Genomic DNA, 15,090 nt, shown 5'->3' with positions numbered 1-15,090 from the left:
TAGTTTTGAAAGGAGGATACGAATAATGGGCGACCACTTATTAGAAGTAAACAACCTTAAAACTCATTTCCGAACTGAAAGAGGGAAGGTTACAGCAGTTGATGGTATTTCCTTTCATGTCGATCGTGGTGAAGTGTTAGCCATTGTTGGGGAATCTGGATGCGGAAAGAGTGTGACAGCACAGTCGATTTTACGATTGTTTGAAGAAAAAGGGGTAACGTCTTACGATGGTGAGATTAATTTTGAAGGAAAAAACCTTTTAAAAATATCGGATTCTGAAATGAGGAAGATTAGGGGAAATGACATTTCTATGATCTTTCAAGATCCCTTAAGTTCTCTCAATCCTGTTTTTACGATTGGAGATCAAATCATGGAGCCGATTATGCTCCATCAGAAACTATCGAAGAAAGAAGCCTACGAACGAGCGATTGAAATGTTGAAATTAATTGGCATTCCAGCACCTGAACAAAGGGTTCATGAATATCCTCATCAAATTTCAGGCGGGATGCGGCAGCGGGTCATGATTGCCATTGCCCTTGCTTGTCAGCCCAAACTGTTGATAGCAGACGAACCGACCACCGCATTGGACGTGACGATCCAATCGCAAATTTTGGAACTCATTGACAGTCTGAGACAGAAATTAGATATGGGAATTATGCTGATTACCCATGATTTGGGTGTGGTGGCCCAGCATTGTACACGCGTAGCCGTTATGTATTTAGGGGAAGTCGTGGAAGAAGGAGATGTGGAATCCTTATTCGAAAATCCGCTTCATCCATATACACAAGGGTTAATCAGCTCGATACCTCAGCTTTTTGGAGATCGAAATAAAAAACTCTCCATTATTAAAGGAATGGTTCCATCCCTTAATGAAATTCCAAAGGGATGCAGATTCGCTCCAAGGTGCCCCTTTGCAGATGCAAAATGCATGAATGAAAAGCCAGAATTAGAAACGCTGGATCACAATAAAAGAATTAAGTGCTGGCATCATCAAACAATAAAGGGGGCTGTATCGAATGCAACATGAAGCATTGAAACTGGACAGTGACCATGGGAACGGTTCTTATGGAACCGCCGCCTTTGAAGCCCGGCCAATAATAGGGAATGCAAGAGAGAAGCTTCTTGATATTAAAGGAATCAAAAAATACTTCCCCGTGAAAAATACGATCGGGGTCACCAAAAAATATGTGAAAGCAGTCGATGATGTGACCTTTCATTTATATGAAGGAGAGACATATGGATTGGTGGGCGAGTCTGGCTGCGGTAAAAGTACTCTTGGTCGTACGATTTTACGGTTGACTGACCCGACGGATGGCGAGGTGTTTTTTGGAGGAACTGACATTTTTAAACTATCAAACTCAGAGTTTAGGAAACAACGGCAAAATTTACAAATGGTGTTTCAGGACCCGTATTCCTCGTTGAATCCCCGAAAAAGAATTGGAGACAGTATCGCTGAACCGATGGTGATTCACAATATCGGCACCAGTCAAGAACGGATGGAAAGGGTCTTCGACATTCTTGAAAAGGTAGGCTTACATGCAGACACTTATTATCGCTTTCCCCATGAATTTTCTGGCGGTCAGCGGCAAAGGATTGGGCTGGCGCGTGCATTAGTAGTGAACCCAAAGCTTGTCATCTGTGATGAACCAGTCTCGGCACTGGATGTATCCATTCAATCACAGATCATTAATCTTCTCGAAGATTTACAGGAAGAATTTGGGCTGACCTACTTATTTGTAGCACATGACTTAAGTGTAGTAAGACATATTTCCGATCGAATTGGTGTCATGTACTTGGGGAAAATGGTCGAAGAAGCCGAAACAGATGAACTTTTTGCCAATCCGCTTCATCCGTATACTAAAGCTTTGTTATCTTCCATTCCGCATCCAAATCCAAAAATAAAACAAGAAAAGATTATTTTAAAAGGAGAAATTCCTTCTCCTATTAATCCTCCTTCAGGGTGCAACTTTCATACTCGCTGTCCTTTAGCAACGGAAATCTGTAAACAAGTCGTTCCAAAAAGAGTAGAGAAGAGACCAGGACATTTTGTGGCATGCCATTTAGCAGAGTAATCGCAACTAAAAAATTATCTGAAACGGGTGATGAAATGAACGCAGAGATGAATGGTTTAATAGAAGAAATTTTTTCTGAGATGGTGGAATGGAGAAGAGATTTTCATAAACATGCCGAATCGGGCTGGCTTGAGTTCCGCACGTCTTCATTAGTTGCAGAAAAGCTGGAAGAATGGGGATATGAAGTGAAGATTGGGAAACAAGTCATTGACACCCAGGCAAGAATGGGTGTCCCTCCAGAAGAGATTTTACGGCAGCATGAGCAACGGGCGCTGGTGCAAGGAGCGAATGAAAAATGGCTGGAACATGTAAAAGGCGGCCATACCGGTGTGGTTGGTATTCTGGATACCAAGCGCCCTGGTCCAACAATTGGCCTGCGATTTGATATGGATGCGCTAGATTTAGTGGAGGCCAACGTTCCTGAACATGTACCTGCTGCAATGGGATTTCGTTCGGTGAATGAAGGAATGATGCATGCATGCGGCCATGATGCCCATACTTCAATCGGATTAGGGTTGGCGAAATTATTTTCGCAAATTCGGGATCAGCTTTCAGGGAAAATTAAGCTGATTTTTCAGCCGGCAGAAGAGGGCGTCCGCGGAGCAAAATCAATGGTGGCTGCTGGTGTTCTAGATGATGTGGACGTTTTCCTTGCCAATCATATTGGCACCGGTGTGCCGCTGGGAGAGTATGTGTGCGCCAATAACGGCTACCTATCCACCACGAAAATCGATGTCACCTTTACTGGAGTCGCATCCCATGCAGGCAAATGTCCGGAAGAAGGCAGAAATGCCTTACTTGCTGCGGCATCGGCGGTGCTTAACTTACACGGAATTTCCCGCCATGGCGACGGTAATTCACGTATCAACGTCGGTGTTTTAAACGCAGGAACAGGAAGAAATATTATTCCGTCCTCTGCAAAGCTTAAGATTGAAACCCGAGGTGATACCCCTGAAGTGAATGAATATATCTTAGCCAATGCTATCAATATTCTTAAAGGAACAGCAATGGCACATCAGGTGGAGGTAAACATTGACATCGTCGGGGAAGCCAAATCAGTAGATTGTAGTCAGGAATTGGCAGAATTTGTTCAAGAATCCATTCATACTATAGAAGAAATCAGTCAAGTTCATTTGCTTTCAAATGAAAGTTCTGGTTCTGAAGATGCAACCTACATGATGGAAAAGGTCAAAAGCAACGGGGGATTGGCAACATACGGTGTCGTCGGAACAACCCTTGCAGCCGGTCATCATAATGAAAAATTTGATATTGATGAACTTGGTATGAAGATTGGCGTAAAGGCATTAGCCCAAGTGGTATTAAACTCTACTAAACTCAATATTAAAAAGGCATTAGTATAAGTTTTTTCCTAACTAAGGATAAGGGGTGTCAAACGATGAAGAGTACGATTTCATTTGCAGCCACCGGTGATTATCTACCTACACGACGAATTCCAAGTTATCAGGAAGAAAGTTTTCAAGCGATTGAAAAAGTGATCAAGCAAGCGGATGGAAGAATCACAAATCTTGAAATTAGTATTTTGCAAAATGAAGGTACCCCTGGAGCCATTCCAGGCGGTACTCACATCCGAACGACACCCGATCGTTTAGACGATCTAAAAGCCTATGGTTTTAATCTAGTTGGCACTGCAAACAACCATGCCTTTGACTATGGATATGACGGACTCGAAGCAACGAACCGTCATCTGGATGAAGCAGGCATACTCCATACAGGAACCGGAGAGAACTTATATGAAGCAGGAAAGCCGATTTTCCTGGATACAACCGCTGGCCGTATTGGATTTATTTCCGTTTCGGTTGTTTCTCATTTAACCCACATGGCCACAGAACAAAGGCATAATATCAAAGGAAGACCTGGAATTAATGGTCTTCGCCATGTTCGTAAACATATGATTAGCTCTGAAGAACTCGCGGTGTTAAAGAACATTGCCGATAAAACAGAGGTAAATGCCTTCACCCAAATGTCCATCAATGAAGCCTTCATTCTGCCATTTCCTGAAGGGATTGTACCTTTTGGAAGAGATCAATACGGTTACCCGATGTTATTTGAAGTCGGGGAGGAACAGGGCCTTGTAACTGAACCTAATGAAAAAGACATGCAGCGTATTGAAGGGGTTATCGATGATGCACTAAGACAAGCGGATTATGTACTGGTTAACTTTCATGCCCATGAAATGAAGGGGACGAATAAACGAATCGGAGCTGATTTTGTAGGAAAAGCTGCGAAACGATTTATTGATGCCGGTGCCCATAGTGTCATTGGCCATGGGCCGCATACATTGAGGGGAATTGAAATATACAAGGGAAGACCGATTTTTCATAGTCTAGGAAACTTTATTTTTCAAAATGAAACCCTGGATGCCCTGCCGCAGGATTTTTATGATAACCATAATATTCCGAACGAATATGGCGTGATGAAGGCAATGGACAAGAAATCCCATAACGGTACAAAAGGATTATTGAGTATACCGGAAATGATGGAGTCTGTCCTTCCCTTCTGGACCATGAAAGACGGAGAGTTAGTCGAAATAATCTTATATCCGATTGAACTCTCTCATGGAAAGAAGCGCCATCAAAATGGATTCCCGGAAATTACAAAGAATGAATCCATACTCAAAAGGCTTCAAGATTTATCGGAACCGTTTGGTACCAACATCATCATCGAAGATGGAATTGGCCGGATTTATGGGCAAGCAACCGCTGAGAGAGAGAAAGCAGAAGTGAAATTTGTCTAGAAAAATTAGCGGTAAATGGAGGGAGAAGTGGTTTTGAAGCAAGTTGATTGGGTCAACGAATATATCGACCAAACACAGGAGAAATGGAAGAAAATCAGTGGCTTTATCTGGGAAAATCCTGAAACAAGATTTCAGGAATACATCTCCAGTAAGTATCTATGTGAGCAGTTAGAGAAAGAGGGATTTAAGGTAACAAGCGGTGTTGCAGGAATCGAAACAGCTTTTATCGGTGAATTTGGTGAAGGGAAACCAGTAATAGGTTTCTTAGGAGAGTATGACGCATTATCCGGATTGAGCCAAACATGTGATGTAGACTTTCAGGAAGCCGTTCAGCCTGGTGGCAATGGGCATGGTTGTGGTCATAATTTATTAGGGACCGGTGCTTTAGCAGCAGCTTCCGCATTGAAAAAATATATCGAGGAGAATCAATTAAAAGGAACGGTTCGCTTCTATGGCTGTCCTGGTGAGGAAGGCGGATCAGGAAAAACCTTTATGGCCCGTGAAGGGGTATTTGAAGATGTGGATTTTGCATTGACATGGCACCCAAATAGCCGTACCGGTGTTCAGGGGTGCAGTTCATTAGCCAACATCCAAGTCTATTTTAAGTTTAAGGGTAGAAGCGCTCATGCCGCAGCCACTCCCCATCTAGGAAGAAGTGCTTTGGATGCCGTGGAACTCATGAATATTGGGGCTAATTATATGCGTGAACATGTCAGCCAAGAAGCACGGATCCACTATGCCATCACCAACTCTGGCGGTATTTCACCAAATGTGGTTCAGTCAGAGGCTGAGGTACTATACCTTGTGCGTGATCAGAATATGAACAAAACCAAGAAAATCTATGACCGACTATGTAAGATTGCTAAAGGGGCCGCTTTAATGACGGAGACTGAGGTTGAAATTCATTTTGATAAAGCTTGCTCCAACTATAATCCAAATTATACGTTAGGTAAAGTATTGGAACAATCTCTTCAAGAGGTGGGGATGCCTTCCTATTCGACAGAAGAATATCAATTTGCCAAGCAGATTTGGAATACATTAACGGATGCGGAAAAACAAAATGGTGAGTATTTCCAGGCAGTTAGTTCTAAAAGATTCCCGATTCATCCTGAAGGTCCCTTCCTATCTGCTGAGCCTATTCCTTTTGACGGAAAGGGATTCCTCTCCGGCTCCACTGATGTAGGCGATGTAAGCTGGATTACGCCAACGGCCCAATGTATGTATACGACTTCTGCTTTGGGGACAGTGCTTCACAGCTGGCAAATGGTCACCCAAGGAAAGTCTTCCATTTCCCACAAAGGGTTGCTGCAGGTTTCTAAAGCATTGGCGCTAACAGCCATTAAAGCATTGGAAAATCAGGAAATCATCGAGCAAGCCAAAAAGGAATTACAAGCACAACTGGCGGAACACCCATACCAATGTCCGATTCCGTCTGGAGTAATTCCTACTATATTAAAGGAAAGTCTATTAGTGTAAAGTTGTGGGGCTGCTTAATGATAAGTTAAGCGGCCCTCCTTTATAGCTGGTAGCCAGTTAGAAATGATGTCATTAAATTTCTAAATGATTTCCATTAATATTATTAATTTCAGTTATCAAAAACAATCAAGTATGATGTTTTACAAGAACGATAGAGACTGGAGTGAGCCCTATGAAATACAGTTACATATCTCATTTATATTGTCCCAAATGCAGCAACACTTTTTCACACGAACAGAAAAATCAGTTATGTACCTGTGGATCACCGTTATTAGTGGAATACGATTTAGAACAACTAGGCAAGGAACTTTCCAAAGAAGATTTAGTTGGTAGAGTATCCAGCTTGTGGAGGTATCATGAACTGCTTCCTGTTGGTGATGAGAGTGATGTCGTTACATTAGGTGAAGGGATGACTCCGCTTATTAAGATGCCTGCTATGGGTGAAGATATGAAAATAGCAAACTTGTGGATGAAAGACGAGGGAATCATACCGACGGGAACATTTAAAGCTCGTGGAGCAGCAGTAGGAGTATCCAAAGCAAAAGAGTTAGGTGTAACAGAACTTGCCATGCCTACCAATGGAAATGCGGGAGCTGCTTGGTCACTTTATGCGGCAAGAGGAGGAATCCAATCTACCATCGTTATGCCAATTGATGCACCCAAAATTACTAGAAATGAATCAGCGATCTCGGGTTCAAACTTATATCTTGTTGATGGACTAATCAGTGATGCAGGAAAAATTGTGGCGCAGTCGGTTGCAGAACATGGTTTATTCGATGCATCGACCTTAAAGGAACCATACCGGATTGAAGGTAAAAAGACGATGGGACTCGAGATCGCCGAACAAATGGATTGGAAGCTGCCCGACGTCATTTTATATCCAACAGGCGGCGGCGTAGGGATTATTGGTATTTATAAGGCACTTACTGAACTGAAAAAGTTGGGCTGGGTGGAAGGAGAACTTCCTCGCTTGGTCGCTGTTCAAGCAGAAGGCTGTGCCCCGATCGTTAAAGCATGGGAGGAAGGAAGGTCAGAATCAGAGTTCTGGAATGATTCTGAGACGGTTGCATTCGGTATTAATGTTCCAAAAGCATTGGGGGACTTTTTAGTCCTTGAAGCCATTTATCAAACAAATGGTTGTGCTGTTGCGATTGAGGATGAGGCGCTTTTGGCGGAACAAAAGACCCTGGCCAGCCTTGAGGGAGCATTCGTTTGCCCCGAGGGAGCTGCAACGTTTGTCGCAGCTCGCAGATTAAGGGAACAAGGCTGGATTAAAGAGCAAGAGATCGTTGTTGCCCTGAATACCGGAATGGGAATTAAGTATCCCGACACCATTACCGTTGAGGTGCCGATCTTACAAAAAGGGGACACAATTAAGAAGAGTATTAAATCATAAGCAAATCATGCTGATAACTAAAATTAAACGAAAATGTCTAAGGTTGAGTAGTTTTCTAGAAAGGATAAAAATAAACTAACGGATCTAGGTTGAAGGTCCATCTTAGGGATAACAAAGCAAAAATTACGAATGAGCGGGTTGTTCTTAATTCTTAAGGTATGTAATGATTTGAGTTCCATTTCTTTACGAATGGTATGAATAGATAAAATAGAAATCCCTAAACCGGCTTCAACCGATTCTTTAATAATCTGAGAGCTTCCAAAAGAGCGAATTTCGTTAGGTGAGAAATTATTTTCTAAGAAAAGTTGATTGATAGCCTGACGGGTCGCAGAACCTTTCTCACGAATAATCCATGTTTCATCTTTTAAGCCCTGCAGTTCTACTTCTTGTTTTGATACAAGTGGATGCTTAGGTGAGACAATCAGGACCATTTCATCTTGGGCAAATGGTTGAATATGCAATTTAGGATTCTCTACCACACCTTCAACAATGCCTAAATCCAATTCGCCACGAAGCAGCTGTGAAATAATACGATGGGAGTTCCGAATGGCGATATTAGGCTTAATGAGTGGAAATTCTTCTGTAAATTCTGAAATGATTCTAGGAAGTAAATATTCCCCAAATGTATAGCTGGAACCAATCGTAAGAATTCCGCTTGCTGAATGAGTCAGTTCATCGATTAACCGATTCATCCGGTCATATAGGGATAGAATTTGCTTTGCATGCTGATACAAGATTTCCCCAGCCTTTGTTAATCGCACATATTTATTACTTCGGTCAAGCAACTTTAACTCATATTGTTTCTCCAGTACTTTAATGGATAAAGTAACAGCTGATTGAGAAATATGTAGTGCTTCGGCCGCACGCGTAAAGTTTTTTTTCTCGGCAACTGTAACAAAAGTGAGAAGATGATAATCCATTGTTACCTCCTTTAGTCATATTTTTGTAAAAATGACAGAATTTACACCTTATTAAGAATATTACAATACCAATTTTATGATAGGAATAGGTGAAAGGTCCTGTAAACATAAATTTGAAAGGATGAAGATGGTGAAAAAATTTTCAATTCTCATGGTGGTTTTATTGGTTTTGCTGTCTGGATGCAGCAGTGAAACTACGAGTAAAACGACGAAAAAAGCGGCATCTGACGAACAAACAGGCGGAATTTTAAAAATTGCACTTAACGCACAGCCTCCAACACTAGACACTCATTTAACGACACAAACCGTTGCCCTCGAGGTCACCAGAAATATTTATGAAACATTGGTTACCCAAAATGCCAAGCAGCAGCCAGTTCCGATGTTAGCAGAGTCAATCGATAAGAGTGACGATGGTTTAATCTACACGTTTCACTTAAGGAAGGGTGTTAAATTTCATAATGGGAAGGAAATGAAGGCTGAGGATGTGACGGCATCGATGAATCGATGGCTGAAACTGTCATCCCGGGCAAAATTACTGTTAAGCGGTGCAAATTTCGAGTCGAAGGATGATTATACCGTAGAACTAAAATTACAATCGGTTGCTTCAGATGTGTTAGATATTATGGCAGGACGTGGTCAATTTCCAGCCATTATGCCAAAGGAAATCATTGAATCTGCTGGAAAAGATGGCGTAACCGAATATATCGGGACCGGTCCTTTCGAATATGTTGAATGGAAACAAGATCAATATATTCGATTAAAACGCTTTGATGATTACGCAGCTGTCGATGAGGAACCCAGTGGTATTGCCGGAAGAAAAACGGCCTATGTCGATGAAGTCTATTATTATATTGTAACGGACCCGTCAACTAGAATGGCCGGAGTCCAAACGGGCCAGTATGATATTGCGACCTACATGCCTTATGACAATTATGAACAGTTGAAAAGTGATAAAAATCTAAAAACCTATGTATCTTTTGATGGAGGTACATTAAATGTATCCTACAACAAAAAGCATGGATTGTTCACGAACCAAAAAATCAGGGATGCTGTCAATACTGCATTAGATTTGAACGCTATCATGCTTGCAAGCTTTGGACATAAGGATTTATTCAAATTAAGTCCAGGTTATATGAGCACGGAACAAGTAGACTGGGCCACTGGCGCAGGAAAAGAGTCTTATAATCTTGCCGATCCTAATACGGCCAAAACCAAGCTAAAGGAAGCTGGTTATAAGGGAGAGGAAATCACCCTGTATTCTACACGAGATTACGATTATATGTATAACTCGGCGGTTGTGATGAAAGAGGAGTTAGAACAAATTGGGATGAAGGTGAAGCTGGAAATATTTGACTGGCCGACTCTTATCGAAAGAAGGGAGAATCCAGATAACTGGGATATCATGGTTGTGGGAACAGGATATGTCACCACTCCATCACAGTTATTGGTGGTGAATCCGGATTACGTTGGCTGGACCAATGACCAAAAGATTACGGACTTGCTTGCTAAGATTAGAACTTCAGCTTCACAAGAAGAAGCGAAAGGGCTCTGGGAAGAATTACAAACCTACATGTGGGATGACTATTTGCCGTTTACTCTATTTGGGCATTATTCAACCATCATGACTACCAGCAACAAACTTGAAGGCTTTACTCCTTTCCAAGGAGCTATTCCTTGGAACGTAAAAAAGAAACAGTAGAAGCTCCATAAGAGAAATACTCCTCCCAATTATCCATGGCTGATTAGCGGGTGGAGTATTTCTTTAACGGAAATATCCATCATTCCATGATTATTAGGAGGAACCGTAATGAATAATCAAAACATCTTGGATGACTTTTTAAATGTACCTTCAGCCTTTAAATCACAATTCATTCCTGGTAATGGGACATTTACATTTGTTTCTAATTTGACAGGCCTTCCGCAAGTTTGGACTCTTGATCAGGAGCAAAAGCCAGTGCCATACGTAAGCATGGAAGAGCGTACGCTTGGGATTTATCATGCACCTAACGGAAAAATGACAGTTATTGGAATGGACTGGAAGGGGAATGAAAAACAGCAGTTATACCTATACCGCGAAGGGAGTTCATCGGTAGAACCATTGGTTCAATCGCCAGAGCATTTTCACTATGTAGGAGGGTGGTCACCAGATAATAAGTATGTTTCCTATACGAGCAACCGCCGTCAACCAGGCTATTTCGATGTATTTATCGTAGACTTTGAAACAAAGGAATCAAAGACGGTCTTTCAATACGACGGAAATTGCGATGTGCTTAGCTGGATTGATAATGAAAATATATTAATCAGCATTACGGAATCCAACCTTGACAATGCCATCTACCGATTCAATCTGAAGACACAGGAAAAAACCAGAATCGGAAATGACAAACAAGCAGCTGGTTACAAAAATGTAGTAATGAAAAAAAACGGAGATGGAGGCTATCTGTTAACAAATTTTGGAGCAGAGACCTATTATATAAGCAGCTTTTCTTTTGCCGCCCCCGAGAAATTAAAGAAACTTGTCCATTGGCCTGAATGGGATATTGAAGAAATCAAGAAGTCTCCTGAGGAACAAAGACTGGCCTTAACGGTAAACGAAGCGGGCTACTTGCGCTTATGGTTGTATGAACCTCATTCGAATAAAAAAGAAGAAATTACTGGGTTTCCTGCAGGTGTGATTGAATCCATTTCCTGGATGAATAATGAGGAATTTATCTTTACATTGAAGACACCTTCTATGCCGGGAGACATCTGGAAATATTCGATATCCTCTAGAAGCGTTAAACGATTAACGAATATCAGTGAATCTGATACAGTTTCTCGCCACTCTGTTGAACCCCAATTATGTTCTTTTACCTCTTTTGATCAATTGGAGGTTCCTTACTTTTTCTATAATCAAGAGAATGAAAAAAATAAGCCTGCTGTTATTTATGTTCACGGTGGACCGGAAGGACAGACGAAAGCAGAATTTAACCCTGTGATTCAGTATTTGGCCAGTCAAGGCTTTGCGGTGGCAGCACCTAATGTCCGTGGCAGCAGCGGATATGGCAGGACCTATATTCAACTGGACGATGCCCGTAAAAGAATGGACTCTGTCAAAGACCTTGTATGGCTGGTGAAGGATTTAATAGAAACCCATCAAGTCGACCCGGACAACATAGGTATTATGGGACGAAGTTATGGTGGATTTATGGTATTGGCAGCGATTACTCATTATCCTGATGTATGGGCAGCTGGCGTTGATATTGTGGGAATCTCGAATTTACGAACCTTGTTAACCAATACAGGTGCATGGAGGCGCAGGCTAAGAGAGTGTGAATATGGTTTTCTAGATCAAGAAAGTGATTTCTTTGATGAAATTGCTCCTTTACATCATGCCCATAAAATAAAGGTTCCGTTGTTGGTATTCCACGGACTGAATGATACTCGTGTACCAGTCAGTGAATCAGAGCAGCTTGTGACGGATATGAAAGCACGGGGTCAAGAAGTGGAACTAACGGTTTTCGATAATGAAGGACATCAGACTGAAAAACGAGCAAATCACATTGTGATGCATCAAAATACCATTGAATTTTTTCTCAAGCATTTAACAAAATCAACCATGGAAAAGTAAGGGGGCGTTCTTTTGATAGAAGATATCTATCAATATATTGAAGATCATAAAGAAATGTATTTGGATTGGTTAATGGAAATTTGCAGGCAGCCAAGTGTTGCTGCTCAAAACCGTGGTACTGAAGAAACCGTTAATCTAGTAGAACAGTACTTACAGCGATTATCCTTTGCAGTAGAAAACATACCAACGTCGGGAAATCCCATTGTTTATGGAGAATTAAATTCCGGCAAAGACAGAACCCTTACTTTCTATAATCATTATGATGTTCAGCCGGAGGATCCAATTGAATTATGGGAAAGTCCGCCTTTTTCTCCAGAGATTCGAGACGGAAAATTATTCGCACGAGGGACGGCTGATAACAAAGGGACCTTACTTTCAAGAATATGTGCCATTCATGCTTATCAGCAGGTATATAAGGAGTTGCCAATCAATATTAAATTTATTATTGAAGGGGAAGAAGAGATTGGCAGTCCTCATCTTTCCGAATTTACCGAAAAGCATCCTGATAAATTAACAACGGACGGATGCATTTGGGAAAATGGCTTTAAAAGTACCGATGGGAGGCTGCAGATCACACTTGGATGTAAAGGAATGCTCTATGTAGAATTGCATGCAAAAGGGGCAAATGTAGATCTGCATTCAGCAAAGGCAGCGATTGTCACAAACCCTGCTTGGAGATTGGTATGGGCATTAAGTACGTTGAAGAATGAACAGGAAGAAATCTTAATAGACGGTTTTTACGATCGGATTCAAGAGATGACCATTGAGGAAAAAGAATTAACAGAGTCCATCGATTATAAAGAAAAGGAAGAATTAGAGCAGCTTGGACTCAAATCATATTTAAATAACTTAACAGGTTTCAATCTCAAAGAAAAACTAATCTTTCAACCTACTTGTACGATTTGTGGAATGGAATCAGGGTATACCGAACAAGGAGCAAAAACGGTATTACCCTCTGTGGCAAAAGCAAAAATTGATTTCCGGTTAGTATCTGAACAAGATCCTGATGAAATTTTGCAGCTGTTAAGGAAACACTTGGATAAACATGGATTTGAGGATATTGAAATCGTCCGCTTGAAAGGGCAGCGGGCTGCTTTGACAAAATTGAATGACGCTCTTGTTCAGAAAGTGGTCAGCAGTGCAGAGAAATTCTTCGAAAAGAAGCCGCAAGTCATGAGGTCACAGGCAGGTACTGGTCCAATGTATACCCTTTGTCAAAAGTTTGGTATTCCAGCAGTAGGATTTGGAGTTGGTCATGCTGGCTCTCACAATCATGCTCCCAATGAGAATATTTATATCGATGACTTTATCGAAGGAATCAAATTTGCTGCACTAGTCATCCATGAATTTTAAATGATGCTTGCTTTTTATTGGTAATAAAATGTTAGGAGTGGAGAAGTTGAAAGATATAGATAATGAGAAGATGGAGGACATGCTGAATCTTTTAGAGAAGCTGGTGAATATGGATAGCGGCAGTTATTTTAAGCAAGGGATTGATGAAATAGGTGCTGTTTTATCAAAAGAATATGAATCAATCGGTTTTGATGTACATGTCCATCCCCATGAGGAACGAGGAAATAATCTGGTGATCAGGCACCCTGATGCCATCGATCCCAAAGTAATGATTGTCGCCCATATGGATACTGTTTTTCAAAGAGGGACGGCAGAAAAGCGGCCTTTTAAGATAGAGGGGAATTATGCTTATGGACCTGGTGTCGTCGATATGAAGGCAAGCTTGGTTTCTGTCCTATTTGCCATGAAATCATTGGTTGAGAGGCAAGATGATGCGTATAAGAATGTTGAAATTGTTCTCAATAGTGACGAAGAAATCGGCTCGAGACACTCAAGATCTCTTATCGAACAGATAGGAAAAGATAAAGAGTATGCCCTTATTATGGAAGCGGCAGGGAAAGATGGTTCGATTGTAACGCAGCGAAAGGGCGGAGCAAGGTACAAAATTAAAGTAGAAGGTGTGCCTGCTCATTCAGGATCTGAGCATGAAAAGGGCCGCAGCGCGATTGAAGAAATCGCTTATAAAACCATAAAATTGCATAAAATCACTGATTATAAGAAAGGCATCACCGTTAATGTTGGATTGTTAAAAGGAGGAACTTCCGCCAATACAATCGCCCCCATTGCGGAAGCTGAAGTGGATGTAAGGATCACAAAATTGGAGCAAATAAAAGAAGTGGAGCAGAAAATGAAAGAGATTTGCTCTGAACCTAACATCAAAGGGACAAAAATCAAACTAGCAGGCCAGTTAAATCGGCCTCCAATGGTGAAGACCAAGAAATCGATTGAATTGATTGGTTTAGTGCAGGACATTGGGAATGAAATGGGGATTGAAATTAAAGAGTCATTTAGAGGAGGATGTTCAGATGGCTCCTTCACCAGCTCAATGGGCATCGCAACTGTCGATGGGCTAGGACCAAAAGGCGGGAACGGCCATAGGGATGATGAGTACTTAGACATTTCATCATTACCTGAACGAACGGCGTTGCTGGCAGAAACCATCAGCAGATTGACCCATATGCACCGGACTACACAATTTAAGGAAAAACAAAAATAATCCACCTTTGAGGTAACGATTTGGATATTCCTAATATTTTACTAGATTAAACACTCACAAATGTTGTACTTCAACGTTTGTGGATGTTTGTTTTGTACGAAAAGCTGATAAAGGTAAGAAGTGATTTTAGAGGCTTCCTCATTTTAGAGGAATATTGGATAATACTATAGAATGAACAATTATTAATGTTTATATACAATAATTTTATTATGTAAACTCAATAGAAGCTATACAATTAAATATCTTAAAGGTAAGATCTAACGAATGGATGACAAGGTAAAATTCTTCAAGT

General features: G+C 41.3%; 11 protein-coding genes. 10 read left to right on the top strand and 1 reads right to left on the bottom strand.

What is annotated here, in order from left to right; all coding sequences use genetic code 11:
- The first annotated feature begins 25 nt into the window (after positions 1-25).
- The 6 genes from QNN06_RS18440 (at position 26) to QNN06_RS18415 (ending at position 7,699) form a co-directional block, all read left to right on the top strand.
- Complete coding sequence (locus QNN06_RS18440; protein WP_217036632.1) at positions 26-1,027, top strand: ABC transporter ATP-binding protein; 1,002 nt, start codon at positions 26-28, stop codon at positions 1,025-1,027.
- Positions 1,017-2,072 (top strand): ABC transporter ATP-binding protein, encoded by a 1,056-nt coding sequence (locus QNN06_RS18435; protein WP_284035698.1) that lies wholly within the window; start codon positions 1,017-1,019, stop codon positions 2,070-2,072. The genes QNN06_RS18440 and QNN06_RS18435 overlap by 11 nt, the downstream gene beginning before the upstream one ends.
- Positions 2,054-3,433 (top strand): amidohydrolase, encoded by a 1,380-nt coding sequence (locus QNN06_RS18430; protein ID WP_307852113.1) that lies wholly within the window; start codon positions 2,054-2,056, stop codon positions 3,431-3,433. The genes QNN06_RS18435 and QNN06_RS18430 overlap by 19 nt, the downstream gene beginning before the upstream one ends.
- A gap of 35 nt (positions 3,434-3,468) precedes the next feature.
- The gene (locus QNN06_RS18425) at positions 3,469-4,827 is read left to right on the top strand and encodes a CapA family protein (RefSeq protein ID WP_213119370.1); all 1,359 of its coding nucleotides are present in this window, start codon (positions 3,469-3,471) and stop codon (positions 4,825-4,827) included.
- Positions 4,828-4,842: 15 nt separating this feature from the next.
- The gene (locus tag QNN06_RS18420; protein ID WP_481819222.1) at positions 4,843-6,303 is read left to right on the top strand and encodes a M20 family metallopeptidase; all 1,461 of its coding nucleotides are present in this window, start codon (positions 4,843-4,845) and stop codon (positions 6,301-6,303) included.
- 172 nt (positions 6,304-6,475) lie between these two features.
- Complete coding sequence (locus tag QNN06_RS18415; RefSeq protein WP_217036630.1) at positions 6,476-7,699, top strand: threonine synthase; 1,224 nt, start codon at positions 6,476-6,478, stop codon at positions 7,697-7,699.
- Between the two features lie 23 nt (positions 7,700-7,722).
- On the opposite strand, the gene QNN06_RS18410 is transcribed toward QNN06_RS18415, so the two are convergent.
- Complete coding sequence (locus QNN06_RS18410) at positions 7,723-8,619, bottom strand: LysR family transcriptional regulator (protein ID WP_217036629.1); 897 nt, start codon at positions 8,617-8,619, stop codon at positions 7,723-7,725.
- A gap of 127 nt (positions 8,620-8,746) precedes the next feature.
- Here QNN06_RS18410 and QNN06_RS18405 point away from each other — a divergent pair, with 127 nt between their 5' ends.
- The 4 genes from QNN06_RS18405 to QNN06_RS18390 all read left to right on the top strand — a co-directional run bounded on the left by QNN06_RS18405 (position 8,747) and on the right by QNN06_RS18390 (position 14,798).
- Positions 8,747-10,318, top strand: a complete 1,572-nt coding sequence (locus QNN06_RS18405) for an ABC transporter substrate-binding protein (protein WP_284035697.1) — start codon at positions 8,747-8,749, stop codon at positions 10,316-10,318.
- 108 nt (positions 10,319-10,426) lie between these two features.
- Positions 10,427-12,229 (top strand): S9 family peptidase, encoded by a 1,803-nt coding sequence (locus QNN06_RS18400; protein WP_284035696.1) that lies wholly within the window; start codon positions 10,427-10,429, stop codon positions 12,227-12,229.
- Positions 12,230-12,241: 12 nt separating this feature from the next.
- Positions 12,242-13,582, top strand: coding sequence for a M20/M25/M40 family metallo-hydrolase (locus QNN06_RS18395; protein WP_249366795.1), 1,341 nt, complete (start codon positions 12,242-12,244; stop codon positions 13,580-13,582).
- 46 nt (positions 13,583-13,628) lie between these two features.
- Positions 13,629-14,798, top strand: a complete 1,170-nt coding sequence (locus tag QNN06_RS18390; RefSeq protein WP_249366796.1) for a M20 family metallopeptidase — start codon at positions 13,629-13,631, stop codon at positions 14,796-14,798.
- Positions 14,799-15,090 lie beyond the last annotated feature (292 nt).

It is taken from the genome of Neobacillus sp. 114 (genome assembly GCF_030127045.1).
GTDB classification, from domain to species: domain Bacteria; phylum Bacillota; class Bacilli; order Bacillales; family Cytobacillaceae; genus Neobacillus; species Neobacillus rhizophilus.
Note: the sequence above shows the minus strand (reverse complement) of the source record. Positions and strands in the feature narration are given on the sequence as shown.

Excerpts from the sequence above, each read along its gene's own strand:
- QNN06_RS18440 (WP_217036632.1), top strand. The coding sequence starts at position 26 with ATGGGCGACCACTTATTAGAAGTAAACAACCTTAAAACTCATTTCCGA.
- QNN06_RS18435 (WP_284035698.1), top strand. The coding sequence starts at position 1,017 with ATGCAACATGAAGCATTGAAACTGGACAGTGACCATGGGAACGGTTCT.
- QNN06_RS18430 (WP_307852113.1), top strand. The coding sequence starts at position 2,054 with ATGCCATTTAGCAGAGTAATCGCAACTAAAAAATTATCTGAAACGGGT.
- QNN06_RS18425 (WP_213119370.1), top strand. The coding sequence starts at position 3,469 with ATGAAGAGTACGATTTCATTTGCAGCCACCGGTGATTATCTACCTACA.
- QNN06_RS18420 (WP_481819222.1), top strand. The coding sequence starts at position 4,843 with ATGGAGGGAGAAGTGGTTTTGAAGCAAGTTGATTGGGTCAACGAATAT.
- QNN06_RS18415 (WP_217036630.1), top strand. The coding sequence starts at position 6,476 with ATGAAATACAGTTACATATCTCATTTATATTGTCCCAAATGCAGCAAC.
- QNN06_RS18410 (WP_217036629.1), bottom strand. The coding sequence starts at position 8,619 with ATGGATTATCATCTTCTCACTTTTGTTACAGTTGCCGAGAAAAAAAAC.
- QNN06_RS18405 (WP_284035697.1), top strand. The coding sequence starts at position 8,747 with ATGGTGAAAAAATTTTCAATTCTCATGGTGGTTTTATTGGTTTTGCTG.
- QNN06_RS18400 (WP_284035696.1), top strand. The coding sequence starts at position 10,427 with ATGAATAATCAAAACATCTTGGATGACTTTTTAAATGTACCTTCAGCC.